We start from the raw sequence: 25,806 nt of genomic DNA, 5'->3' as shown, positions 1-25,806 counted from the left end.
AAATTTTAGCGTTAAGTTTTTTACTGTTTTTTTCTCTTGTAAGGATAAAGTAATGAGTAAAGAAGAGAAAGAAGAATATGATAGGAAAGAGATGCAAATTGCAAATAAAACAAGAAAAATCTATTCTTCGTTTTCAAAAAGGTTAATAGGAGAAAAAGAATATAATGAAGTGTATAAAAATGCTAGCGATAGTTTAGCAAATTGGAAGTATAATAATCTCGTTGCAGAATTTCAATATGCTCAGTTAGATTCTTTGCTCTGTTTTAATTCAAAAAGGGATAGTTTTTTTTGGTGCTCTCTTAGAAAGATATCCATCAAAAAAAGACTATGTTAAAGATTATATCGTTGATTTTTTTGGTGTTAGAATAAAAGGAAAATGGTATTTCTTTCGAGGTTCAACTCTCGTGCTCCCACGAGAGTATTATCATGATGATATTAACAAAGCTATAAGTTTTGAAAAAATAAAGCAATTGGCAGTAAAACATCGTTTTTCTAAATATTTAATTAAACTGCCGGACAATTCTTCGGGAAAGCTTAGATATCAGATAAATGAAAAAATATTTATTAATATGGAAGCAAATAATGGCGATGGTACTTTTGGAGGCGGTGGAAATACGTTTGAAGAAATGGTATTGAAAATAGTAAATGAGAATTGGAGAGGAGAAAGAGATACCATAGAGTAACAAGACCAATGAGGGATGTATATTTGTGCATCAACTAAAGTAAACTAACTAAAGTAACTTAATTAATGTTCCCCGCTCCCGCACGAATCCTTTCGTGTGGCAGTAAGTATGTCAAGATTTAGTTTTTTTTAAAGATAAAAATATTAAAATGAGTATGAAGACTTAATATTTTTATGAGTTTTACTCTCATTATGTATACAAACCCTAGCTTATAAATTGTAATCAAAAAAAAATACCACAATTTTAACGAAACTAATTACCCAGCTTTCTATGATTGCTGGAAGAATTTTTTATGAATTTATATTAACTAAAACAAGGTGTTTACACATGAAACAAAATTTTTTAACCCTATTAATTTTACTTTTTACTGTAAGTAATAATGCTCAAAAAATCAAAATTGATAAAGGCGAAATAAAACTAGATGAAAAAACAGTAGGATATGTTGAAGGTAAAAAGCCAATTTTTACGATTTACAATCTTGATAAGAGTTATGCAGTTACGGCTGAGGTGAAAACTGTTCCAAATGAACCTTCCCTGACATTACCATGGATAGAACTTAAAGATCAAACAACTGGAAAATCCAATGAACTGGATTTTAAGAGCAGAAAATTTAGTGCTTTCAATTATGATAGAAGTATAATTTACGAACTGTTAGATCGTAATTATTTTACTGTCGATGGTTTAAATAAGGAAGAAATCGAAAAATTCTTAAATAGCGAATCGACAGGAATTTCTGCTAAAAGAACAGGTACCCAAAAGATTATAGATGATGCCAGTAAAATTGCAGATACTTATAAATTAACGATTGATGATGCGGGAACAGTCTACAGTATTAAAGCACAAAACCCAGATCCGCTTGACAAAAGAATTGGTTATATAAAAGTTACCTCGCCAGCAACAAATGGTGAATTAATGTATGAAGTGATGGATTTGGATAATTATCTAATTGGGACATGGTTTGCAAGAGGAGGGATGTATTTGGGATATGATAAACTTTTAAAACAAGAAGTGATAACCTTTGATAAAAAGGTATTTAAAGCAACTTTTGATAACAGCGGAAATCCAATAGGATACAAAATGAGCAAAGATATTACTGCTATGAATATTGTAAGGGTTTTAATTGGTAACGGATATACTTTGCAGCATCAAGGAATTTATTTTGAGGAAGAGAAAAGAAAAGAGCAGGCTAAATTGAATTTAGAAAAGTATGAAATCGCTAAATCAAATTCAATAAATATTTATGATAAGGATGGATTTGTGATAAATGAAAAAGGAGAAAAAATATCAGGTGCTTTTAAAATAGAATTTGAAGAAATTCCAAATGCTAAAAACTCAAATAATTCCTTTGTTCCAGGCCAGAGACTTTATAAAACCACTGGTGATTTTGAAGTATATCAATCAAAATCAGGAGTTCGTTTTTGTGTTGATGAAAACAAAGAATGTTTTATTGGATTAACATGTAAAGGAGGAAATCTTATTTCATCAGGATTAAAAGCATTGAACGCTGATAGTTCAGCTTTTTATAAAATTTTATATGAAAATGATGGCTGTATGATTTTAGCTTACCCTAATTATTTAAATGAACTTATAATAAAAATACCAGCTCAGGAAAAAGGACTTTTTACAACTAAAGTAGGAGATAGCAAATTGAAAAAAAATATTGCCGAATATCTAAAATGTGATTCAATTGTATTTGAGAATTATGATTTTAAAACACTTGAAGGATTAATTAAAGTGTTAGAAGATTATAGAAATAATTGCAGTAAGTAAAAAATTAAAAGCCATTACAGTCTTAAACTGTAATGGTTTAAAATACAACAAAATGAAAAAAGCTTTACTCTTATTCCTATTTATTGCAATTACCTCATGCTATCAAGAAACCTCTATAGCTGTAGAAGGTGATTTTACGACTTCGTATATTAATGCTAAAGAATCGGTACCGGTTATCATTAAAATCGATAGTAAAGTTTCTGGTGCCGATACCTATGAATGGACTTTTGAAGGAGGAAATCCGAGTACTTCAAATCTAAAAAATCCCGGAGAAATCCTTTATGATAAACAAGGAACTTATACGATAAAACTTAGGGCATCAAATGTAGATGGAGAGAGTAAAGAAATCAGTAAAACGGTTGTAATTAGAGATGGAATTAATATTGATTTTACCTCTGAAATTGTAAAAAGTAATTACTCACCAGCTGAGGTAGTTATTACCAATAATACTCTTGGCGAAGGGCTTACTTTTAAATGGGATTTTCAGGATGGAACGCCAACTGTTTTTTCGGGTAAAACACCTCCGAATGTTGTTTTTACAACTTCGGGAGAACATGCAATTACCTTAACAGTTTCAAATGGAGTTGAAACTCAAAAAGTAAGCAAAATCATTACAGTTGCACCACTTTTGATGAGTTTATTTTCGTATGAACCGAAATTTGAAAACGACGATTATCAGTCGCCAGTAACGATTAATTTTATCAATAAATCAATCAGCTCGACCCAATATAAATGGACTTTTGAAGGAGGAAATCCGAGTGTTTCAACAGAAGAAAATCCAACAGTAAAGTTCACAAGTGTTGGGGTTCATGAAGTCACTCTAGAGGCTTCAAACGATAAATCAAGTCAGATTTATAAATCTAGTATTACGGTGCAGCCCGATACAAACCTACGCATTTTAACCAATATCAAGTTAGGTATAAACTCGGCACACAATAATAACAATATTGGAGCAATGTTTTCGACGATCTCTAGGCAAGTGTATAAAGCAAATGAAATTACTGATGAGAACAGCAATTTAATTGATATTGCGTTTCAAGGCTTAAACAGCAATTTGACCTATAACAAATTCATTTCGCCGGATCAGGTCAATAACTATGGATTTCTGACATTAAAAAATGCTCAAAGTACCATTTTTGTAAACTCTCAAAATCTTTGTAATTGCGGTTTAAATTTTACCGAAGCACAGTTTGATGCAATGACAAACGATACTCCAATAAAATCATTAAACATAAGTTATAGCGCACCAGGAGAACAGCAATTTGGCTGGACGTATCCAAGAATAATCTTGTTCAAAACACAGGATGGGCGAAAGGGAGCAATCAAAATTAAAGACATGGTAAAAAACGGAACAAGCTCTTATATTTTATGCGACATCAAAGTACAAAAACAATAAAGAAGGAATCAGTTAATGAAAATAAATGATAAAAATAATTGGTTAAAACTTCTTATTGTTTTACTGTTTTTAGTTGCTAAAAACGGCTACTCGCAAGATGTCGATTTAGAAAGTTTTTACAAGCCAAATTTTAAAGTTACAGGAGGAGTAAATGCTAATATGATATATTATAATGGCAATCAGCAGAATTCTCGTGAGCCATTTAGTTATCTGCTTTCTGGTAACTTAAATGTAAGCGCATTCAGTTTTAATATACCCATATTTTACAGTTTAACGAATCAGGGAAATAATCTAGGTTATACGGTGCCATTTGACTTTAATAGAATTTGTATTATGCCAAAATACAAATGGGTAAAAGCTTATATAGGAAATGCAAGCATGACTTTTTCGCCTTATACTTTAAGCGGGATTCCTTTTAGAGGAGTCGGTTTGGAATTAACACCAAGAAGTCCTTTTAAAATGAGTTTGATGGGCGGACAGCTTTCAAAAGCTGTAAATGACGAAGATGCATTAGGTGGAGTTCCTGTTTATGAACGATTTGGTTACGGTATAAAAACTAGTTTCGAAAAAGAAAGATATAAAATAGGATGGATTGGGTTTTATGCTAAAGATAATGCAAATTCTCTTGCTTATACTGGAAACGATAATGGAGTAACACCAAAATCGAATTTTGTAAACAGTTTGCTTTTTAGTACTTCACTATTAAAAGATTTGACTTTTAATATAGAGTATGCGCTTTCTGTGTTAACAGATGATACCCGGTCAGAAAATATCTATAGAGGAGGTTTTAGAGAAAAGCTTTTTTCAGCAAAAGAAAGCACTACTTTCCTAAATGCTTTAAATGTAAATTTTGACTACAACATTCAAAAAACAAAACTTGGGTTAACATATGAACGTATCGATCCTAACTATAATACTTTGGGAGCACTATATTTTAATAATGATCTAGAAAATATAGCATTGCGTCTTTCAAGACCTTTTTATAATGATAATATTAATGTTTCGGCAAGTTTAGGATACCAAAGAGATGATTTGGCACATAATAAAAAACAAGACAGCAAACGAGTAGTTGCTTCTATTAATATGAATTACAAAATTACAGATCAGCTTAATTTCACAGGTAGTTATTCTAATTTTTCAACTTATACCAATAAAAAGCTGGACCAGTTTGAGCTTATTAATAATCCAAATGTCGTCGCAGCCGATACATTAAATTACAGACAGTTATCTCAAAATGCAAATCTGAATATGAGCTATTCTTTTGGAAAAAAGAAAAATCAAAATATGAATTTCAATTATAGTATAGCGGGTCAGGCCAATGAGCAGGGCGGGATTATCAGAAAAGGACAGGCGAGCACAGTTCAGAATTATAATTTGGGACATTCTATAAATTTCCTTGGAATTAAAACCGCTCTAAACAGTTCATTAAATTATACCAATAATCAGGTTGGTAAGTTTGACAATTCTTCGATCGGTGCTTCTGTTGGTGTTTCAAAAAAACTGCTGAAAGAAAAGTTAAACTCCAATTTTGGTCTATTGTATAATAATACTCAAAGTGAGGAAAATTCAAGTTCAGTTTTTGGAATAAAACTCAATAACAGTTATACAGTATTGCAAAAACATAATTTTTCCTTAGGAATGATATCAATGTTTAGAAGCTCAACCAATAAGTCTTCTAATAATGATATTATGATGAATTTTAACTACGGTTACAGTTTTTAAACAATAGAATACTTTAAATATAAAAACATATTGAAATTCAGTTTTCAATTTATAATATAGATTATTTACCATGAAGAAGTTTTACAAAATACGCTTGTCTGTTATATTGATTTTGTTTTCGTTTTCGTTTTTGTGCGCTTATGGACAAGATATCGTACCGCCTGCAGAAATAAATGCCGCTGCTAGTTCAATAGAAAAAATAGCCGCATCAGATCGCTGGGTAGATAAATTTTCAAATCAGGATTTAGTAGAACTGCCAGTAGGGATTCGTAATACAGTAAACAATGTTCAATATTCTATTGGGGTAACAAAGGCTATTTTTTCACCTGAATATACCACTTTGACAGTATTTTGTAGAGTTGATATTCCTCAGAAAGACAAAAATGGTCAGCCAATGCAGCTGTTTTTTGGAGCAGACAATGTAAAACTTTCACATCAGGGAGGTATAATAGGCGAAGCCAAATTAGTATTGTTAGGTAATATAGATATTCCATTTAGTGACAATAAATGGCAATTGTCTTTATATGGAGGGTTTGACATGAAAACAGGAAATGTTGTCAATGATTTAACCTATGTAACAATTGATTGTGACGGTTTTAAAGAAATGAAAATTTCGGGAGCAGTTGAGTTTTCAAGAGATTTGATTTTACCAATCGACCCAATAACAAAAACGGTTGATGAAGCAAAAACAACTGTGCCAAAAACTTATTATAACGGAAAAACAGTCCAGATTCCTAATAGGGTGCGAGGAGATTTTAGTTTCACAGTCAGCGATTGGAATGATATTTTAGTAAATGTAAGTCTGCAGCCTTTTGTTTTAAAAGATAAAAGAAACGGAAATAACTTTGATAGTAATTTTACATTCGAGGTTAGTAATGCAGTATTAGATTTAAGTGATTTAAAAAATGATCCTACAGTAGTTTTTCCTAATTATTACTTTAAAAATGCTCTTTTAGTGCCCAGTCAGGAAGCGTGGAAAGGAGTCTATATTCAGGCTTTTGAAGTTGGTCTTCCGAAAGAATTTCAAACCACAGAGACAGCTTCTGCTAACAAGAGGCTGGTTGTAGGAGCTCAAAACCTTATTATAGATAAATATGGAGTTTCGGGGACTTTCTATGCAGATAATATTTTTCCCTTAGAAAAAGGAATAACAAGTCAGGAAAAGTCATGGGCATATTCGCTTGATCATATTGATGTTACTATTGCTGCCAATACTTTTGTGAAAGCAAATTTAAACGGAGAGATACTTCTGCCAATAACTAAACCAGAATCAACTGCAGGTACAAAAAATGGAACTGGTAAAAAGGGATTGCTTTACAATGGTTTTATATCAATGGCAGAGCAGCAATTAATGGTTGTTACCAAAGACTCTTTATCTTTTGATATTTGGAAAGCTAAAGCTTTACTATTGCCTAATAGTTCTGTTGAGCTAAAATTAGTAAATGGAAGGTTTTTACCAAAAGCCAATTTAAATGGAACAATTTCTATTGGGACTAATAAGAGCGCCACAGATGATAAGGAAGTAGAAGGAAAACGAATGGTTGATTTTAAAGGAATTTCTTTTGAAAACTTGCAGCTCCAAACTGTTTCTCCAATAATTTCTGTACGAAATATGGGTTATAAAGGCACCGTGGGCTTTGCTAATTTTCCAGTTTCAATTGGCAATATAAATGTTGCAATCAATGGTAATGACTCAAGAATTGATTTTGATTTAGGAATAAATTTGATGGATGCTATTGGAGCTGGAGCAACAGCCAGAATTGGGATATTAGGAAAAATGTATGATGATGGGTATAGACAGCGAAGCCGATATGAAGGTTTGGATTTGTCTGCCATTAATATTGACTGTCAGTTCAGCTCTTTGAAAATTAAAGGAGGACTGATACTGATGGAAAATGATCCAGTTTATGGTAATGGATTTAATGCCGATCTTGTTGTTGATGTAGCCGAACAAGTTAATGTAAAAGCAAAAGCTATTTTTGGACGTAGTACATTTAGGTATTGGTACTTCGATGCTGCTGTAAAATGGACACCAACACCAGCACCATTCATGATTAATGGTTTTGGAGGTGGAGCATATTATAAAATGCGTAGAAACTCCGACATAGCAATTGCAAATTTTTCAGAGTCAGGTTTGAGTTATACACCTGATGAGAAAATAAGTTTAGGACTCAAGGCTTTAATTTATTTTCATATTGGCACAGAGACTATTTGCGATGGAGAGGCAGGCTTTGAAATGGCTTTTAATTCAAAAGGAGGAGTCAATAGACTGGCAATTTTTGGAAAAGCCGATGTTGCAGGTAAAATTCCAGGAATGAAAAATATTAGTGGGTTAATGGAAAAAGTAGCGTCAAATGTTACCTCAAAAAAAAGCTTTTTAGGAATTACAGAAAATGACCTTAAAGGATCTTTTGCTAGTAAATACATTCCAGAAGCAAAAGAAGCTATTCCTGGAGATCTATCTGCTGATGTGGGTATAAGAATGGCTGCAGCAATAGAATTGGATTTTCAGAATAATTCTTTGCATGCAACAACAGATGTTTATATTAATACACCAGGGAATTTCCTTTCAGGAACTGGACCAGGAGGAAGAGCAGTCTGGGGAGTTTTTCATAAAGATCCAAAAGACTGGTACCTGTATATGGGAACTCCAGATGACAGATGTGGTGTAAAAATAGGAGTAGCAGGAATGTATTTAAAAACTACAAGCTATTTTATGGCAGGAACAAAGCTTCCAGCAAGTCCTCCGCCACCGCCAGTTGTTGCCCAAATTTTAGGTGTTGATACAAAACAATTGGATTATATGCGCGATGAAAATGCATTAGCAAATGGTGGAGGTTTGGCTTTTGGATCGAACTTAGATTTTGACACAGGAGATTTAAGTTTCTTGCTTTTTTATGCTCGTTTTCAGGCAGGAATGGGATTCGATATTATGATGAAAGATTATCAGGAAGCCAAATGTTCTAATACAGGAAAATTGGTAGGTATAAATGGATGGTATGCTAACGGACAATCGTATGCTTATCTGCAAGGAGAACTGGGAGTGAGAATTAAACTAGCTTTCATAAAATTAAAAGTTCCAATTATTTCTGGCGGAGCTGCCGTTTTATTGCAGGCAAAATTGCCAAATCCAGTTTGGATGCGAGGTTATGTTGGCGGTAATATGAATGTTTTAGGAGGATTAATAAAAGGTAAGTTCCGATTTAAATTAGAAATTGGAGAAGAATGTCAGTTTGAAAACGCGTCTCCATTAGGAGGAATCAAATTGATAACCGATGTAACACCAAAACAAAATTCAGTAGATGTTGATGTTTTTGCTGTTCCGCAAGCCGCATTTTCAATGAAAGTCAATGAAGCATTTGTAATTCCTGAAGATACGGGAGATGTTACTTATAAAGTAATATTAGAAAAATTTAAAGTATTTGATGGTGTAACCGAGATTCCAGGAACTTTTGAATGGGGTTCTATGAAGGATAGAGTAAATTTTGTTTCAACAGATATTTTACCACCAAATGCAGCACTCAAAGTACAGGTTGAAGTTAGTTTTCAAAAGATGATAAATGGTGTTTTCCAACCAATTAAAGTAGATGGAAAAGTAGCAACAGAATATGAAGAAAGACTCTTTACGACAGGAGGAGCACCTAACTATATTCCGCTTACCAACATAAAATATTCGTACCCAGTCGTAGATCAGAAATATTTCCTTGAAGAAGAATATCCAAAAGGATATATTCAGCTTAAGCGAGGTCAGGATTATTTATTTGAAGATGCCAGCTGGGAAACTAGTATCAGAGTAAATGAAGATGGAGTGTCAAATGCAAAAGCCACAGCTTTTAATTACGATACTAATAAAAATGAAGTTTATTATGATTTGCCTGATATCAAACAAGAAAAGAAATATAACTTTTCAATAGTGAGTAATTTGAAAAAAGTTCCATCAAGAAATACGGGATCTGCTACAAGAACAAATACAATTAGTGATGATGGTAATGATATACAAATAAAAGAAAATCAAGCCGATGCATTATCTAAAACAGAAGGTAGTATTGATCGTTTATCTTACTCGTTCAATACAAGTAAATATAAAACTTTCAATGCTAAGATGAATGCCATAAATACACAAAGCTATAATTTCGGAGTATTGTATTCAGATGTTATTTATTTAACCAATACTATTTCCAGTCAGGAAGCATTTGATATTGTTGAGTTGCAGGGTGTAAGTTGTACTGATAACAAACCTATAATTATTGCTCAATCTAAGCTGAATGATGAGTATTATAATACCGATATTTATCCATATCTCTATAAAGATTATCCTTTAAACAGCAGTTTTTCTATAATGAATAGAGATACAGACGAACTAGGTGTGATTCCTGCGAAAGCGATACCTCTTAATGCATACTATATGAGCAGTATTGAAAACGATGTAAATCAATCATGGACAAAAACGAACTTCCCATTTAAGTATAATATGCCTTTGTTGTATAAACAAGATTGGGTTGATTTAAATAATCAGATTATAAATGCTTATATAAATGGAGATAGAAGTGTAGATTCTATTGCAAAACGTTTCTTAAACAGTAATTATTTGTTTATGCGTTATGGAAATTATGAAATACTCTTAAAGTATAATCTGCCTGGCGACAAAAAAGCCACTGAGTACACATATAAATACAAAAACAATAATAATTTTAGGTAATTGGAATGCGAGATGAAAAGCAAGTTTCTTTTTATAACATTATTGTTATCAAGTTGTACGAGTAATCAATTTTCTGGTTATGTATACGATTACGATACAAATAAACCAATTCAAAATGTGAAAGTCAATGTTAATGGCATTAATAGCTTAACTGACAATCTAGGGCATTTTGCATTCGAAATTGAATCAAATTCAGCTTGTACATTATTTTTGACAAAGGAAGGATATGCTTCTAAAAAAGTAATTAGAAAACCAGATTCTTTAGGAACATTCAGTAAAAGAAATTTAAAAAACTATAAAATATACTTGTATAAAAACGAAAGTGATTTTTCTAAATAGTTTTAAGAATATAAACAAAAACGCCGAAAAAATTACTTTTCGGCATTTTTGTTTAATTGAGAATTTATTTTGGTTTTACTGGTATTTCTTATCCGTAAGCGTTTTCATAAAAGCTACAAGAGCTTTTTCTTCTTTTACCGTTAAATTCAATTTGTCAAAAGGAAGCGTTTGGTTTTCTACTTCGTAGCCTAAACCTTGTCCGCCGCCTTTGTTGTAGAAAGAAACCACTTCTTCTAACGTTTTAAAAACTCCGTTGTGCATATATGGTGCGGTAACTGCAGCATTTCGTACCGTTGGTGTTTTAAAAGCACCAACCAATTGAGGCATTTGATTGTATATATATCGGCCTTTATCAGGACTTAAGGATTTCCCTGAAGGCTCATTTGGAGTTCCGATAACTTCGTGTTCGGTTTTGGAATAACTTGGAGGAACTGTTCCGTTAAACAAAGGCGTAAAATGGCAAGTAGCACATTTTGCTTTTCCCATAAAAAGATTCATTCCTTCAATTTCCTGATTGTTCAGAATTTTTTTATTTCCTCTCATGTATTCATCAAATCTGGAATCAAAAGAGTTTAAAGAACGCACATAACTCGCAATAGCATTTTGAATCTGCCATGCTTCTGGTTTTGCGGTTTTTGGATAGGCTTTCTTGAACAGTTTTACATAATCCTTATCCAATTGAATTTTGGTATGAATGTTTTCCATAGAGCCATGCATTTCATCTTTATTTTGAATTACATCGACACTTTGTTTTTCTAAATCCAGCTGACGCATATCCCAAAATTGAGCATTCTGCAAAGAAGCATAGGCTAGAGTAGGAGTGTTTCTTGGTAAATTCATTCCAGTAAGCGAAACATTAGTTTTTAATCCATCTGTAAATGCTTTTTCTGGATTATGGCAAGTTGCGCAACTTCTGTCGTTGTTTTTTGAAAGACTTGTGTCATAAAACAATTTTTCGCCTAAAAGGGCTTTTTCTTTTGTGAAATTATACTCTTTAGAAAGGACAAAAGCATTTACATCAAAGGCATCTTTGTCAAATAAAGTTTCAATTGTTGGTTTTAGAGGACTGCTTTTCTTTACATTTTTAATGTTCTCTTCTTTCTGAAAAGTTTTTAGTTTTTTCGAAATCGGATTTAGATATTCAGTTATAAAAACGGCACGATTGAAAGCATTGAAATTATTATTTTCAGTGCAATACTTTTGTGCGCTTTTGGTTAATTCTCTTAATTCAGATACTGATTTGCTACTCAAATTTATCTTTTCAAGCGTTTCTGGAATTGAGATTAAACTCTGTCCAGCTTCCGGAATTGAAGACTGCAAAATCGGACTGTCAAAACCGGTTATTCCTAAGGCAATAACTCTAAAAACATTCTGCTGCATGGCATCCAATACATAATCATCACTAATAGTAATAACTTCAAAAGTGCTTTGTAACTGTTTAATATTCGATTGAAAAATATTCAATTCTCTCGTTAAGTCTTCTTTGCTCTCTAGATTATATTCAGGATAAATCATTTCTTCCATTACCTGAAAACCATGCGGTTCAAAAGATCGGTTTTCTTCCAATTCCATTTCGTCCAATGCAGGACCATTCATAAATCTGGCAGTTTCAGGAATAAAATATTCAACTGCCCATTCGACTTTTTTGTAAACCAGACGTGACTTTTTAAATTGCTCTACAATTTCTTTTGCTGAAGAATTACTTTTTACGAGTTTTTGAAATTGTGTAATTTCATTACTAAGTTTACTTAGGTCTACAAGTAATTCTTGCTTAACCGTTGGTTTTGATGCTTCACTTTCTTTACATGAAGAGAAAAAAGAAAGCAATATAAATAGAAAAGTAAAATATTTTAATTTCATAGCGGAGTTGTAATAGAAACAACCCTTATCGGAAAATAAGGGTTGTCAATAGATTTTGGTAGAAATTATTAGCGTTGTACGTTTCTAATAATTACAGTTTGTCCTCCTTCTTTATTAGTTTGAGTTCCTGAACCATCAGCATTTTTAAATGCATCACTCTGCCAAGTATGAGGGTGAACATTTACTGTGAAAGTATCTGGTACACCAATGATGTCTGAAATATCTTGCATAGCCCCAAATTCCCAGCTTCCAAATCTCATTTCGCCAGTTTGGTTATAAAGTGTGTTCCAAGCTACATCTGTTCTTTTGTGGTTCATGTTTAACCACGCTTTGTTTTGTTTTGTAGCAATATTGTATTGCCAGATATATGAATCGTGCTTTGCATCTGCATAATAACTGTCACCATCTTCCTGAATGTAAACATAGTTTTCAGTTACACATAAGTTATCAGGATTGATAATTCCAGTTCCAGGAGTACTGTCGCCTTCAACAGCCAATTCTAAAGTTCCTTTTAATGGATTTGAAGCGTCTAATTTCAATTTATAAACTCTTCCCCACATCGTATAACCTTCAACTGGAGCATTATTTGTCGCTTGACCTGTAGCTGTAAAATATATTTCTCTATTATTGTTTGCGCTTCCTTTTCTGTAATCTACGTCTTCAACTCTAGAAAAACGAATTGCTTTTAAGTCATTTACAGTAGTATTAATTACAGCTCCAGTTAAGTTTTTAGCATCTGGAATTTCAACAAATTCAACAGGATAAGAACTATTCAATACTATAGTTTTTTCAACTTGGTTTCCGTCTGTTCTTTTTAATGCATATAATTTTCCGTTGTTTAAATCACCAACTGTACTTACATACATAATTAATTGTCCTGCACTTACGTGTGAAGTTGCATAAGACTGATCTTCTCCAATCAAAATAACTGTTTTTCCTGGATAAGCTTCTTTTGGTAGCGGAACTGCGTTTTCCATACTCGCTTTTCCTAAAGCTGGTAAAACTCTATCTTTTCTAGCTTTATCAGAAGTTAATCCTAGCGGATTAATTCCGTGAACCATACTTTCCTGCCCACTTTCTCCAGCAGTTAAAAACATTGGTCCAAATCCGTGAATTTCTGGTGTTGCCAATGTTGCAGAACACAAACGAGTTAAACCACCAACACCATCAACGATATATTCTCCTTTTACAGGTTTAAATGTTTTATCTAAATAAACTCTAGAAACCGATTGAAGAATCTCGTGATTTGTAATCATGATATAGCCATCGCTACTTGGATCTTTCATTAGTCCCGCTCCATCAGGTTGAGCACCGTAAACAAAAGTAGGCGATTGAGCAAGCACGTCTGTACTAGCAATTAAAGTGCTGATTTTTAAATTTTCGAAACCAGTCATCGCATATACAAAAGGCGGGACAGTTGAATGTGAAGTAAAATCGATACTAGCGTTTACATTATTCGAAGAATCTTTGTCATCATTTTGACAGCTGATTACAGAAAGACCTGTAATTCCAAGCAAGGTAATTGATTTTAAAAAGTTAGCTTTCATAAGTGTTTTTGTTTTTTTTGATTAAAGCAAAGCTATCTTTCAAAAACAAATTACAGGTTATGGCTATTTTTTCTAATTGCTAATATTTATAAGTCTTGTATTACGAAATAGTAAATTCTAGGTTATAAATGTAAATTTAAGACTCTTAAAAAAATCTTAATTACTTAAAAAGCTGATTCAAACTAACTGCTTTTTTCTCCTTTAATTTCTTTACAATTTTTAGAAAAGCAATAGCAGTTATATACGCATCACCTAAAGCTGTGTGACGATCTTTTTTAGAAATATCAAATTTATCTGCCAGATCATCTAAAGTATAATGGTCTTTTCGTTCAAATAAATGAGACTGAATCAAAGTCCTTTTATATAAATAAGCAGTATCTAAAGTTTTATTGGTTAAATGCGGAAGACCGTTTCGTTCTAAAGCTTTATTAATCATCGTAACATCAAAAATCGTATGATGAGCAATAATTATGGAATCCCCTAAAAAGTCTAGAAACTGCTGTAAAGCTTCTAATTCGGTCGGACGTTTAATAAGTAAATCTTTTAAAATACCGTGAATTTGAGCTGTCGATTTATCGTAATGATCTTGTTCTAGATACACTTCAAAGCTTTCCTGAACATTAATAATTCCGTTTTGAAGAACAAGAGCACCAATGCATAAAATGCGGTCATTTTCATAGTCAAAACCAGTAGTTTCTGTATCTAAAACTACAAAACGAGTTTCTTCGATTGTAATATTTTCATCGAATAAATTATTTTCTTCTTTTTTCCAAAAATTGAATAAACTCATTATTATACCAGATTTGAGATGTTAAAACGCACAGAAATAAGTTCTTGAAGTTCTTTGATAGTTTTAAAAGTACGTTTTAGTTTGATTTTTTCCATTTTGGTTAAAGATTCCAATTCGATAAACTGACCAGAATCGTGATGCAACAATCCTTGTTTAGTTCTGAATTTCAGCAACGCTTTAAACGAATAAGAACACGATAAGTACAACTCTCTATTATTTGGTTCCAATTCAGCCAGTTTTTCAAAACGTTCTGCCGTATTACTGATTCCTTTTACCGAATGCGATAAAATTAAAAGACGCGCAGCATCGGTTAAAGGCATTAAAGCTCTTCGTTTAATATCAAAATTGTCTTTGTTGGCACCGTCTTGCTCAACCAAAAACTGCCTAAAGAAACCAGTAGGCGATGGACTTTGCAAAGCTCCGCTTACTAAATGCATATAAAAAATCGGATTGGCTTTTACATCTTCAAAAATATAATTAGACAATTCGTTAACGATTTCAGAATCACCATAAGTTTTGCTGTAATCAAAGAAAATAAACGAAAGTAAAACCTCATTTTTTCCAGGATTAGTAATCCAATGATGTACGTGGGCTTTCCATTCATCTAAACTCATACACCATTTAGGACTTGAAGCCATCATATCGGCAGGGCAATAATCGTAACCAATTTCAAAAAGACCTTTATTGACAAGTCCAGCAAATTTTAGGAAATAGATTTTGGTCTCATCTGTAAAAACCTCATTTACATTTTCATAAACAATAGCATTATCTTGATCGGTGTGTAGCATTTGTTCGCCTCGACCTTGGCTTCCAAGTGCAAGCCACGCAAATTTTACAGGCGGCGGACTGCTCATTTTTTCTATACAAATTTCGATAACGCGAGTGGTACAAGCTTCGTTAAGTTCTGTGATAATTTTTGTGATTAAAGTCATCGGAATATTTTGATCCAGATAACCTTGCAATAATTGCATAATTCGATTACGAATTGGCTTTATTTCTTTAATTTTTTTGGTTCGTTTTAAAGCTTTTATCAAAACGGCAGGATTATTTCCAAGCGCAACCATAACATCGTGTTTGGATAAAATTCCGACTGCTTTGGTATTTACCGTTCCGTCTTTTGTTAAACATAAATGACTGATATTGCTTTTCATCATTGCCATCTGTGCCTCCGTAACCGTCATTTTTTTAGGGTAGGTAATAACAGGTTTTGTCATTATGGTTTCGGCAGTAGTTGTGATTGGGAAATCTCCTGTAACTATTTTATTTCTAAGATCTTTATCTGTCAAAATACCAATTGGAAGCATTTCGTCTACAATCAAAATTGCGCCAACTTTTTTCTTACTCATGATTTTTGCAATATCCTTTACTGTAGTTGAGGGACTGCAGGTTACAATTTTCTTTGAATATTTTATAGGTGCTAAATCAAAAGAATGGTTGCTAGAATGAAGATTTTCATTTAATAGATCATCTCCATATAACTTATCCTTGTGAATATCTGAATACGGATTTCGAGTATTAGAAGCATAACTTTCAATCAAAAAATTACCCACATTTCTATTCTCCAGCGCATAAGGTTTAAAAACTGCAATTGGAATAGCATATAAAATGCTTTCTTCATGTGCTACAGCTTCCATAATATAATTTTCCTGTGCCAACAATGGACGAAGACCAAAAATATCTCCTTCATCGCACATATCTAAAACCGTATTTTTAGTGCTTTTTTTCAAAGCAACAGCACCTTTATGTACTACATAAAAAGAATCGTGTGTTTTGTCGTTTTCTGCAAAAATCACGGTATCTTTTTCTTTATATATAATAGAAATCTGCTCAGAAAGCTTTTCTAAATCTTTCTGATGCAAAAAAATAAATGGCGGATAATTCTTTAAGAAGTCAGCAACTCTTTGTGAAATGGTATTTTTCATTTGGTTAGATTAGAATCTAAAAATACTATTTAAATTATAAATGTAAAAGAAACACGTTCATTTTTTAGTTGCAAAGGAACAAAGATGCAGAATTGCAAAGTTTTAAAAAATGAGAATAAAAAAACTTTATGATTTAGTGACTTCATAGCATAAAAAAAGCTCCAAAATTGGAGCTTTCAATATTATAAGAAAAAAGTCTTAATCAACTTTATAAACTGTTCCGCGTTGTTTTTCTTCAGAACCAACCAAGCCAAATTCGAAAGTATAAGAATCTTTAGAAGTGTTTAAAATCTTCATGCTGATTGCTTTTTCTTCAGCCATATTTTTTGGATGTTTTTTTTGTAGTACATATTCACAGTCACTAACCCAACGAATTGTAGCAGTATCGGTCTTTCCTTCAAAAGTTTCAATTTCGATATCTTCTTTGCGCTCAAAGTAAGTCGTTTTTTTAACTCCGTTTACTTCGGTTTCAAATTTGAATTTTCCGGTTTTAAAATCTTTGCAATTGTGCTCTGCATTATAACATGAAACTAAAGCTAGAAAAGGGAATAAGAATATAATTTTTTTCATTTTTTTAATTAAGTTTTTTATCAGAGCTAGAAATCTAGTTTTTATGTCATCCTGAGCGAAGTCGAAGGGTTTTTCGTTTAGAAGGTCTTCGACTTCGCTCAGACTGACAAACGGATCATTTCAATCTTTTCAGCTCATCGTCTGTAAAGTTCTTGATTTCTTTTTCTTTAGCAAACTTTTCGGCGTTGTAATTTGCAGATTTGTTTTTTGGAATCGATAAACTTTCCCATTCGCTTTTTTTCAGTTGTTTGGCATAAAAAACAATTTGTCCAACATGATAAGGATAATGTGCCAATTGACGATTTATGGCTTCTATTACCGTATGTCCTTCATTTCGAATATAAATAATATCTGAAAGCTGTTCAGGTTTTAAGCTTTCCAAAGCATTTTCAAGACAATTCCAGCCTTTATTCCAGAGTTTTAAAACTTCTTCTTTAGATTGTAAATCATTTTCAAATTCGTCATCACGGTTTCGCCATTCTTTTTCACCGTCAGAAGTTAGAAAATCGGTCCAGCGCGAAAGCATATTACCAGAAATATGTTTTATGATGGTTGCAATACTATTAGTATCTTCATTGACAGCAATAAAAAGCTGTTCAGGTTCTAGCTGATCAATTGCTTTTTCGCCTAATGTTTTATAGTATAAAAACTGTTTTCTGGCACTTTCTAGATAAGATTGATCGGCACTCATAACTAAACGATTTTAATATCATATTTATCTAATAATCCGACGATTCCTTCAGTAGAAAATTGTGCTTTTTTCATCGGATTAAATTCAGGATCAATTTTGTAATTGTAAGCTGTTTTAAAATTGACTGATGCTAATTGTGTTTCGTTGAATATTGCACCGTCAAGATCGCAATTATCAAAAACAGAACTCGTTAAATTGGTTCCAATAAAAGTAACTTCACGAACAGAAGAATTAATAAACTTAGTTTTCGGCATTTTTTTATTCGAAAACAAGGCATAATCTAGAACGCAATCTTCGAAATAAACCTGAAATAAGAAATCGTCACATTCGTTAAAAGCAATTCCTAAAAGTTTGCAATTTTTAAAAGTGACATTCTTTAAACTTGTTCCTGCCAAACTTGTCATTGATAAATTACAGTCAATAAACTCGCAGTCAAGAAAAGTATTAGAATTGAAATTGCTGTTAGAAAAATCGCAATTTTTAAAAACACAATCTTCAAACTCTCGATTGTTTATTTTTTTATCGATGTAAACAACTTTTTCGAATGTTTTCTGAATGTGAATTAGACTTTCCATTTTTATTATATTATATTTTTTTTAAAATGATTTCCCTAGCTCGATCTTCAGTATAAAACTTTCCTTCAGTAATATTTATAATGGAATTTTCTATATCTAAATTATAAGATTCTATAGAATCATTGTTAGGATAATTAATAGACTCAAGAAGTACTTTTAACTTTTTGATAGTTTTAGGATCTTTTATATTTTCAATTTCTTGATGGATCCATTTAAGGTCTTTCTATATCGATCGAAATTAGTCATTAAAAATTCCTTTCATTATGATTTTCAATCCCCAAAAGATCAAAAACATAGAACTCAAACAGGCAGCAATTCCAATTCCTAAAACAAGATAATGCCAATTAGTGTGCTGATTTTGAAAAGCATTGTAAATCAACGATGGCCCAAGAAACATCAAAGGCAATGCACCTGTCAAATATTTAATTCCTTTTCCTAATAATTGTTTGTTTGTTGCCATGTTTTTTGTTTCAAGTTTAAGATTTCAAGTTGTTGGCTTGTATTTAACCGCAAAGTTCGCAAAGTTTTAGACAAAAACCTTGCGAACTTTGCGTAAATCTTAGTGTACTTTACGATTAAGTTTTCACTTAGAGTACTTTTTACTTTTTATAATTATCAACAGCATTTCTCACGCTGCCGTATTTTTTTAATAATTCAGAAGCTTCTTCGTATGAAACAGGAATTTCGCCCATAATCATCTTTACGCCGCGATCCACTAGTTTAACGTTGCTTAATTGCATATCGACCATTTTGTTTCCTCTTACTTTTCCAAGCTGAATCATTGCAGCAGTCGAAATCATATTTAAAACCAATTTCTGTGCAGTTCCAGCTTTCATTCGAGAGCTTCCTGTTACAAATTCTGGTCCAACAACGACTTCAATAGGAAATTGAGCTGTTAAAGCCAATGGACTTCCAGCATTACAAGTAATACAACCTGTAACAATATTGTTTTGATTGCAAGTTTCTAAACCACCAATAACATACGGAGTTGTTCCAGAAGCAGCAATTCCGATTACAACATCATTTGAATTGATGTTATGATTTTGAAGATCAATCCAAGCTTGTGTTGGATTATCTTCTGCATTTTCTACAGCACGTCTTATAGCTGTATCACCGCCTGCGATAATACCATTTACTAAATCAAAAGGAACTCCAAAAGTTGGCGGACACTCTGAAGCATCAACAACGCCAAGACGGCCTGATGTTCCAGCACCAATATAAAACAATCTGCCTCCCAGTTTTAGTTTAGTGACAATTTGCGGAATCAAAGCTTCGATTTGCGGCAAAGCTCTTTCAACTGCATAGGGAACAGTTTTGTCTTCTTCATTAATATTAGATAACAATTCATGAACAGACATTTTTTCTAAGTGTTCATACTTTGATGCTAGTTCAGTAGTTTTCGTAAATGTCATTTTATCGTTATTTAGACTGGTCAAAATTAATATTTTTTTCTCTCAATCTTGAAATTTAGATTACAAAGTCACAAAGATTTAATGTTTTGTTTAAGATGTTGCGAAACCTTTCATACATCTGCAAAAAAAGAACGAAAATAGTATATTTGTTAAATATAAAAGATTAAATGGATCAATTAGTTTTATTAGAGGGAATAGCCCGAATTTCTGTTTTTGTTTCTTTGTTGATGGCATTTTTTCTGCTAACCGTTAAAACGGAAAATAAATTGGCAAATCGTCTATTTGCTTTCTTTTTTATTTTTTCTGCTATTGATCTCAGCGGATTCTTTATGTATTTATACACTGAAGATAATAGAAGCTTGGAAATTTTCAGATCAACCTTTTGTTTATTGGGAATGCCAACATTTTATCTTTATGTATTATCTGTATGTTATTCTGATTTTAGATTAAGATGGAAGCATTTAATTCACGCACTTCCTTTTATAATTGTCAATTTAATTTATATACCAAGGATCTATTTACGTATTGAAGACGGAAGTTTTATTGGTCCTTTAAATACAATGTCTGAAATCTATTTTATTCAAATTTTAATTGAGTGCCAGTATATTTTCTACATCGTCAGTGTGTTTTTTATCTTGAAGAAATACAAAGAAATATATCTAGAAAATTATACAAATTCTGGGATTTCGACATATAAATGGCTTTTTCAAATGACGTGCGTTTTTTTGGTTGCACATTCTATTGTTGCTTTAAAAAATGCTTTACGATATAGCGGTTTCAGAGAAATTTTTCTTTGGGCAAATGTACTCGTAGGAACTATAGCTTTGTTTATAACATGCTGGTTTATAATGAAAGCTTTAAAATATCCAGAACTTTTTAGAGGGGTTAATTCTAAATTGAAATTAACTAAAGAAATTCTGCCTGAGATTGAAGAAGAGTCAGAAGTTATTAATGAACGAAGCGATTTGATAAATACTCAAATAGCAATATTGAAACAATATATGACTGAGAAAGAACCATTTCTGGATCCTTCGCTCACCATTCAGGAATTGGCAAATCAGATTAATATTCCAGTTCGAGATTTATCTGTATTAATCAATCATCATATTGACCAGCATTTTTTTGATTTTGTGAATGAATATCGCATTCAAAAAGCCATGAAAATTTTAAAAGATCAGTCGAAAAATCAATTAACTGTCCTGGAAATATTATACGAAGTAGGTTTTAATTCTAAATCTTCATTTAATACCTCTTTTAAAAAATATACCAATTTAACACCGACAGCGTACAGAAACGGTTGAAAATGAGTGTTTTGTAAAAAGTCGTACTTCAAGCCAAATAAAGTCGAACCAATTTCTGAGTTAGAAAATGGTTCGACTTTTTTTGTCGGTCGCACAGGAATATTTTCTAAGGCAACTTTGCTTCAAATTAATCGAACAAGTTAAAATTAGAAATCATGAAAAAAACACATCTTTTAATCTTTTTAGTATTGCCTTTATTTTGTTTAGCACAATCGACATTAAAATTAAAAGGAAAAATAGTAAGTGAAACTATGCCTTTAGAATGGGCAGAAGTTTCCATTTTAAATTCAGAGGGAAAAATTATTGATGGAACTACTGCAAAACAAGATGGTTCTTTTGAAATGAATCTTACAAACGGATTTTATAAAATTGAAATCAGTCTCTTAGGATTTGCCGATTATGAAAAAGAAATTTCATTAGAAAAAGATATAGATCTAGGCATCATTTTTCTAAAAGAAACTGCAACCAATTTAGGCGAAGTTGTTATTCAATCTAAAAAGAATACAATCGAGCAGAAAACAGATCGTTTGGTTTATAATCTCGAAAATAATGTCACGACAACTGGCGGTGATGCTTTAAATGCTATTAATACAGCGCCGGGAGTTGTGGTGAAAAATGATGTAATTACAATTTTAGGAAAAGGAACTTCACGTGTTATGATCGACGGACGTTTGATTGAATTGACAGGAGAGGAATTGAATAATTTTTTGAAATCAATTTCAGCGGCAGATATCAAAAATATTGAAATTATTAGCAATCCGCCAGCGAAGTATGAAGCCGATGGAATGGGCGGACTTATTAATATCATTATGAAAAAAGGAGTTCGCAATTCGTGGAAAAATTCGACAACAATTTCTTACGATCAGAATAAATACGGAATTTACACTTTGAGAGATAATTTCTTTTATAACAAAGATAAGTTTAGATTTTCGGCAAGTGTTAATGGAAAAACGGGTTATAAGAATGCTAATGAATCGCTAGAAATCTATTTTCCTGATGGTCTTTCAACCATGAATGCTGTAACAAAAGTAAAAGATGAAAATCTTTCAGGAAAATTGGCTTTGGATTATGATTTTTCAGAACGCACGACGATTGGTTTTCAGGTTATGAATGACAGATACAATCCAGATTTTGGTTCCGATATTAGAATTGATAAATACAATACTCAAAATGAGCTTGAAGATGTTACATTAAATAAAAGCTACACAGACAAAGGTTCTCGCAACCAAATTTATAATGCTCATTTGATTACCAAATTAGATTCTTTAAATAGAAAATTATCTTTTGATGTGGATTATTTTAATTATCATTCAAAATTCGACCGAGATTTTACGGCAAACAATTATACGCCAGATATGGAATTTGTTGATGTGAACCAATCAGGAAGAAATATTTCGAATCAAGATATTGATAATTTGAGTTTTAAAGCAGATATGGAACATCCGTTTCAGGCGCTGAATTTATCTTACGGAGCAAAAATTAGTTTTACCAACAGCAAAAGCAACATACTTTATTACAATACTATTAGCGGAACTCCAGAATTAGATCCGAACCAGTCAAACCGATTTGAATACACTGAAAATAATCAGGCAATTTACATTAATGGAAATAAAAAAATAAATGAAAAATGGAATCTTCAAATGGGATTACGACTTGAAAATACCCAAACAAACGGATTCTCTGAAACGTTGAATCAAGAAACAATCAATAATTATTTGAAGCTGTTTCCAACTTTGTATGCTTCGTACAAGAAAAATGAAAACAATACTTTTAGTTTGAATTATGGAAAGAGAATCAATAGACCGCGTTTTGACCTGTTAAATCCGTTTAGGGTTTATATTAATAGTAACAGTTATTCAGAAGGGAATCCGTTTTTGAAGCCTTCGTTTAGCGATAATTTTGAATTGGCTCATTCTTATAAAGAAGTTTTAAGAACAAGCTTTTTTGTAAATGCTATTACAAATGGATATGGAGTTGTTTTTACCTCAAATCCAGAAACCAATACACAAATTGTAACTCGAGAAAATTATTATAAAGGGTTGAGTTATGGTTTAGGAGAAAGTTATTCAGTTAGTTTTGCAGATTGGTGGCAGAGTGAAAATACGTTGTACTTTTTAGGCTCAAAAACCGAATTCATTAAGGATATTAATGCAACGCCATCAAACAGCCTTCAAATTGATTTTACTACAAATAATACTTTTATTTTAGGTAAAAACAGTAAACTTCAGATTGATTTTAATTACAGTACGCCTTTTAAAAATGGTTTGTATGAAGTAGGGTATGTGTCAAGTTTTGATATTGGTTTCAAACAAGATTTGCTTAATAAAACACTTCAAATTGCATTTTTGGCCAATGATATTTTTTATACTTCTTATTTAAAAGATTTCACTTCGGTTGTAAATGGCGTAAAACAGGTTTATACTCAAAATGAAAGTAATCGCTTTGTTCGTTTATCTGTGATTTACAATTTTGGAAATAAAAAGATTAACGTGAAGGAACGTAGTTTTGGAAATCAGGAAGAGAGAAAACGTACGGGGAATTAAATTAGAAAATGATTCATTTCCTAAAAGGTTTTTAAAACCTGTTAGGTATAATGTTACGTTTTTTTGCGTGAGGGATAGGAGCAAATTACCGAAGTAATGCGGATAGCCCGACCGAATTTGCGAAAGGCGCTCATAAGCGGTTTGTTAAGTAGCGCCTTTTGTAAATTTGGGCACGCCCAAATATTTTTAACTTAAAACATGCTCAGGTTTAATATTCTAAAATGTTTCTAAGGATTGGTATTTTATACCTAAATAGTAATTGAATTTATACCTAACAGGTTTTGGAAACCTGTTAGGATATTGAAATCTATATGTAATTTAGAATGTTATAAAAAGAATGCCAATAAAATTCCGAGAACGATCATAGAAACTTTGGCAACGTTGAATTTATGTCCTTCGCTGCTTTCAAAAATAATGGTAGATGATATGTGGAATAAAATACCAATTACGATCGCAGTTATTTCGGTATAATAATCGTTTAAAAAGGATAAATATTCTGATGCGATTGTTCCAAGAGGGGTCATAATTGCGAAAACAAGCATGAAGGCAAAAATGGCTTTTTTGTTCAAATCGGCATTGATAAAAAATGTTGTTAAGATAACAGCAATTGGTAAGTGATGAATGGCAATTCCGATTGCTAATCCTTTATGATGACTAACCGGAAATCCTTCTAAAAAGGCATGAATACATAAACTGATAAATAAAAGCCACGGGATTTGAGACATTTTTGCATGTCCGTGAACGTGTCCATGTTCGGCTCCTTTTGAGAAAAATTCAAGTACGATCTGGAATAAAATTCCGACCATTATAAAGATTCCGATATTATGATTGTGCGATTCATAAACATCAGGAAGTAGGTGCATTACGGTTAATGACAGCAAAAAAGAACCGCTGAATGCCAGTAGTAATTTTAAATTGGTTTTGTTTTCTGGTTTTATAAACAAAGCCACAATATATCCTAAAAGTACAGAAAATAAGGGTAGTAGATAATTCATTTTTTATTGTTTAATCGTTGATTTGTTTAATCGGTTAATTGTTCTTTGTTTAGCGATTAAACCGTTAAACAATTAAACGATTAACCAATTTATTTAAAAATCATGATTAATCTTTCGCTTTCAGTTTTGTGGAATTTTTTGAGTTTGTAGTCTCCAAAAATGTCTAGAAGGAAAATTCCAGCTTCGTCCATTAAGTCCTGAAAGTCTTTCAAAGTTAGTGCTTTTACTTTTTCTGTAAAATGATATTTTCTGCCTTGGTCTTCAAAATCAATTTCTTTGAAAATATGTCCGTCTTCAACATATCTTTTGATGTGGAAATCAATTTCATCAACCGTTTTTGTTTCTTCAGGAACAAGATTTTCAATAACGTTTGGCACGTTCATAAAATCGATAACAGCAAAACCGTATTCAGATAAGCTTTCTTTGATTGCTTTTAAAGTAGTCAGGTTGTCGTCGTCGCTTTCGAAATAGCCAAAACTGGTAAAAAGATTGAAAATAGCATCAAATTTTTCTTCAAAAGGTTCGCGCATATCATGCACTTTAAAATGAAGTGTTTCGTTACTGTTATTACTAGCTTCGGCAATGCTATTTTCAGATAAATCTGCTCCTAAAACATTATAGCCTAATTGATTTAAATAAATAGAATGGCGTCCTTTTCCGCATGCTAAATCAAGCACTTTCGCCTTTTCAGGCAAGTTAAGATAGTGCGTTAAATTGTCCATGAAAACTTGAGCTTCACGATAATTTCTATCCTTGTAAAGAATGTGATAATACGGCGTATCAAACCATGAAGAATACCAGTTTTGATTGTCGTCTTCTTGATTCGGGATTGATGCGTTATGCTTTTCAGACATTTATTCTATTTCAATTAATTCAAAAGTCCGGCAAATTTAGTGTATTTTTGCCGAAAAATAACTATTTCGCTACTATACCTGTTTATACTAATATAATAAAATGTTATGGCGAGTAGCTTTTTTTAATTGAAAAAGAA

19 protein-coding genes are annotated in these 25,806 nt (G+C 32.1%); 8 read left to right on the top strand and 11 right to left on the bottom strand.

The genetic code is table 11. The annotated features are described in order from the left end of the window. The first annotated feature begins 52 nt into the window (after positions 1-52). The 6 genes from DM444_RS11130 to DM444_RS11100 all read left to right on the top strand — a co-directional run bounded on the left by DM444_RS11130 (position 53) and on the right by DM444_RS11100 (position 10,609). The gene (locus tag DM444_RS11130) at positions 53-334 is read left to right on the top strand and encodes a hypothetical protein (protein ID WP_111286599.1); all 282 of its coding nucleotides are present in this window, start codon (positions 53-55) and stop codon (positions 332-334) included. A 676-nt stretch (positions 335-1,010) separates the two neighbouring features. Beyond that, positions 1,011-2,453 carry a hypothetical protein gene (locus tag DM444_RS11120; RefSeq protein ID WP_162614954.1) on the top strand — a complete coding sequence of 481 codons (1,443 nt, stop codon included), beginning with the start codon at positions 1,011-1,013 and terminating at the stop codon, positions 2,451-2,453. Positions 2,454-2,505: 52 nt separating this feature from the next. After that, entirely contained in the window at positions 2,506-3,849 is a 1,344-nt protein-coding gene (locus DM444_RS11115) for a PKD domain-containing protein (protein WP_111286593.1), read from the top strand. A gap of 15 nt (positions 3,850-3,864) precedes the next feature. After that, positions 3,865-5,571 carry a hypothetical protein gene (locus tag DM444_RS11110; protein WP_111286591.1) on the top strand — a complete coding sequence of 569 codons (1,707 nt, stop codon included), beginning with the start codon at positions 3,865-3,867 and terminating at the stop codon, positions 5,569-5,571. 70 nt (positions 5,572-5,641) lie between these two features. Continuing rightward, entirely contained in the window at positions 5,642-10,270 is a 4,629-nt protein-coding gene (locus tag DM444_RS11105) for a hypothetical protein (RefSeq protein ID WP_111286589.1), read from the top strand. Between the two features lie 12 nt (positions 10,271-10,282). Beyond that, entirely contained in the window at positions 10,283-10,609 is a 327-nt protein-coding gene (locus tag DM444_RS11100) for a hypothetical protein (RefSeq protein ID WP_111286587.1), read from the top strand. 75 nt (positions 10,610-10,684) lie between these two features. Here the strand turns inward: DM444_RS11100 and DM444_RS11095 are convergent, their stop codons facing one another. From DM444_RS11095 to murQ, 9 genes are all read right to left on the bottom strand, one after another. Beyond that, complete coding sequence (locus DM444_RS11095; RefSeq protein ID WP_111286585.1) at positions 10,685-12,469, bottom strand: cytochrome-c peroxidase; 1,785 nt, start codon at positions 12,467-12,469, stop codon at positions 10,685-10,687. Positions 12,470-12,537: 68 nt separating this feature from the next. Next, positions 12,538-14,016: a PhoX family protein gene (locus DM444_RS11090; protein WP_111286583.1), complete on the bottom strand. Its 1,479-nt coding sequence runs from the start codon at positions 14,014-14,016 to the stop codon at positions 12,538-12,540. Between the two features lie 160 nt (positions 14,017-14,176). Further along, positions 14,177-14,806: a 3'-5' exonuclease gene (locus DM444_RS11085; protein WP_111286581.1), complete on the bottom strand. Its 630-nt coding sequence runs from the start codon at positions 14,804-14,806 to the stop codon at positions 14,177-14,179. Positions 14,807-14,808: 2 nt separating this feature from the next. Further along, positions 14,809-16,728, bottom strand: a complete 1,920-nt coding sequence (locus DM444_RS11080) for a DUF294 nucleotidyltransferase-like domain-containing protein (RefSeq protein ID WP_111286579.1) — start codon at positions 16,726-16,728, stop codon at positions 14,809-14,811. A 198-nt stretch (positions 16,729-16,926) separates the two neighbouring features. Continuing rightward, positions 16,927-17,298, bottom strand: a complete 372-nt coding sequence (locus DM444_RS11075) for a DNA topoisomerase IV (protein WP_111286577.1) — start codon at positions 17,296-17,298, stop codon at positions 16,927-16,929. A 115-nt stretch (positions 17,299-17,413) separates the two neighbouring features. Beyond that, entirely contained in the window at positions 17,414-17,989 is a 576-nt protein-coding gene (locus tag DM444_RS11070; protein WP_111286575.1) for a DUF1572 family protein, read from the bottom strand. 2 nt (positions 17,990-17,991) lie between these two features. Next, a complete protein-coding gene (locus DM444_RS11065) occupies positions 17,992-18,564 on the bottom strand; it encodes a pentapeptide repeat-containing protein (RefSeq protein WP_111286573.1) in 573 nt (190 codons plus the stop codon). A gap of 238 nt (positions 18,565-18,802) precedes the next feature. Further along, positions 18,803-19,024: a DUF6095 family protein gene (locus DM444_RS11055; RefSeq protein WP_111286570.1), complete on the bottom strand. Its 222-nt coding sequence runs from the start codon at positions 19,022-19,024 to the stop codon at positions 18,803-18,805. A 139-nt stretch (positions 19,025-19,163) separates the two neighbouring features. Continuing rightward, positions 19,164-19,976 (bottom strand): N-acetylmuramic acid 6-phosphate etherase, encoded by an 813-nt coding sequence (gene murQ, locus DM444_RS11050; RefSeq protein ID WP_111286568.1) that lies wholly within the window; start codon positions 19,974-19,976, stop codon positions 19,164-19,166. 167 nt (positions 19,977-20,143) lie between these two features. Between murQ and DM444_RS11045 the strand changes: the two genes are divergently transcribed. Then, a complete protein-coding gene (locus tag DM444_RS11045) occupies positions 20,144-21,277 on the top strand; it encodes a helix-turn-helix domain-containing protein (protein ID WP_111286566.1) in 1,134 nt (377 codons plus the stop codon). Positions 21,278-21,432: 155 nt separating this feature from the next. Next, positions 21,433-23,820: an outer membrane beta-barrel family protein gene (locus DM444_RS11040; protein ID WP_111286564.1), complete on the top strand. Its 2,388-nt coding sequence runs from the start codon at positions 21,433-21,435 to the stop codon at positions 23,818-23,820. A gap of 326 nt (positions 23,821-24,146) precedes the next feature. Here DM444_RS11040 and DM444_RS11035 read toward each other — a convergent pair whose 3' ends face one another. Together DM444_RS11035 and DM444_RS11030 are read right to left on the bottom strand one after the other, a co-directional pair. Further along, entirely contained in the window at positions 24,147-24,815 is a 669-nt protein-coding gene (locus tag DM444_RS11035; protein ID WP_111286562.1) for a ZIP family metal transporter, read from the bottom strand. An 89-nt stretch (positions 24,816-24,904) separates the two neighbouring features. Beyond that, positions 24,905-25,669 (bottom strand): class I SAM-dependent methyltransferase, encoded by a 765-nt coding sequence (locus DM444_RS11030; protein WP_111286560.1) that lies wholly within the window; start codon positions 25,667-25,669, stop codon positions 24,905-24,907. Positions 25,670-25,806: the final 137 nt, after the last annotated feature.

Origin of the sequence: Flavobacterium ginsenosidimutans (assembly GCF_003254625.1) — a bacterium.
GTDB lineage: Bacteria > Bacteroidota > Bacteroidia > Flavobacteriales > Flavobacteriaceae > Flavobacterium > Flavobacterium ginsenosidimutans.
This window is presented reverse-complemented; position numbering and strand designations above follow the sequence as displayed.

Coding starts and splice junctions, on each gene's coding strand:
- DM444_RS11130 (WP_111286599.1), top strand. CDS start 53: ATGAGTAAAGAAGAGAAAGAAGAATATGATAGGAAAGAGATGCAAATT.
- DM444_RS11120 (WP_162614954.1), top strand. CDS start 1,011: ATGAAACAAAATTTTTTAACCCTATTAATTTTACTTTTTACTGTAAGT.
- DM444_RS11115 (WP_111286593.1), top strand. CDS start 2,506: ATGAAAAAAGCTTTACTCTTATTCCTATTTATTGCAATTACCTCATGC.
- DM444_RS11110 (WP_111286591.1), top strand. CDS start 3,865: ATGAAAATAAATGATAAAAATAATTGGTTAAAACTTCTTATTGTTTTA.
- DM444_RS11105 (WP_111286589.1), top strand. CDS start 5,642: ATGAAGAAGTTTTACAAAATACGCTTGTCTGTTATATTGATTTTGTTT.
- DM444_RS11100 (WP_111286587.1), top strand. CDS start 10,283: ATGAAAAGCAAGTTTCTTTTTATAACATTATTGTTATCAAGTTGTACG.
- DM444_RS11095 (WP_111286585.1), bottom strand. CDS start 12,469: ATGAAATTAAAATATTTTACTTTTCTATTTATATTGCTTTCTTTTTTC.
- DM444_RS11090 (WP_111286583.1), bottom strand. CDS start 14,016: ATGAAAGCTAACTTTTTAAAATCAATTACCTTGCTTGGAATTACAGGT.
- DM444_RS11085 (WP_111286581.1), bottom strand. CDS start 14,806: ATGAGTTTATTCAATTTTTGGAAAAAAGAAGAAAATAATTTATTCGAT.
- DM444_RS11080 (WP_111286579.1), bottom strand. CDS start 16,728: ATGAAAAATACCATTTCACAAAGAGTTGCTGACTTCTTAAAGAATTAT.
- DM444_RS11075 (WP_111286577.1), bottom strand. CDS start 17,298: ATGAAAAAAATTATATTCTTATTCCCTTTTCTAGCTTTAGTTTCATGT.
- DM444_RS11070 (WP_111286575.1), bottom strand. CDS start 17,989: ATGAGTGCCGATCAATCTTATCTAGAAAGTGCCAGAAAACAGTTTTTA.
- DM444_RS11065 (WP_111286573.1), bottom strand. CDS start 18,564: ATGGAAAGTCTAATTCACATTCAGAAAACATTCGAAAAAGTTGTTTAC.
- DM444_RS11055 (WP_111286570.1), bottom strand. CDS start 19,024: ATGGCAACAAACAAACAATTATTAGGAAAAGGAATTAAATATTTGACA.
- murQ (WP_111286568.1), bottom strand. CDS start 19,976: ATGACATTTACGAAAACTACTGAACTAGCATCAAAGTATGAACACTTA.
- DM444_RS11045 (WP_111286566.1), top strand. CDS start 20,144: ATGGATCAATTAGTTTTATTAGAGGGAATAGCCCGAATTTCTGTTTTT.
- DM444_RS11040 (WP_111286564.1), top strand. CDS start 21,433: ATGAAAAAAACACATCTTTTAATCTTTTTAGTATTGCCTTTATTTTGT.
- DM444_RS11035 (WP_111286562.1), bottom strand. CDS start 24,815: ATGAATTATCTACTACCCTTATTTTCTGTACTTTTAGGATATATTGTG.
- DM444_RS11030 (WP_111286560.1), bottom strand. CDS start 25,669: ATGTCTGAAAAGCATAACGCATCAATCCCGAATCAAGAAGACGACAAT.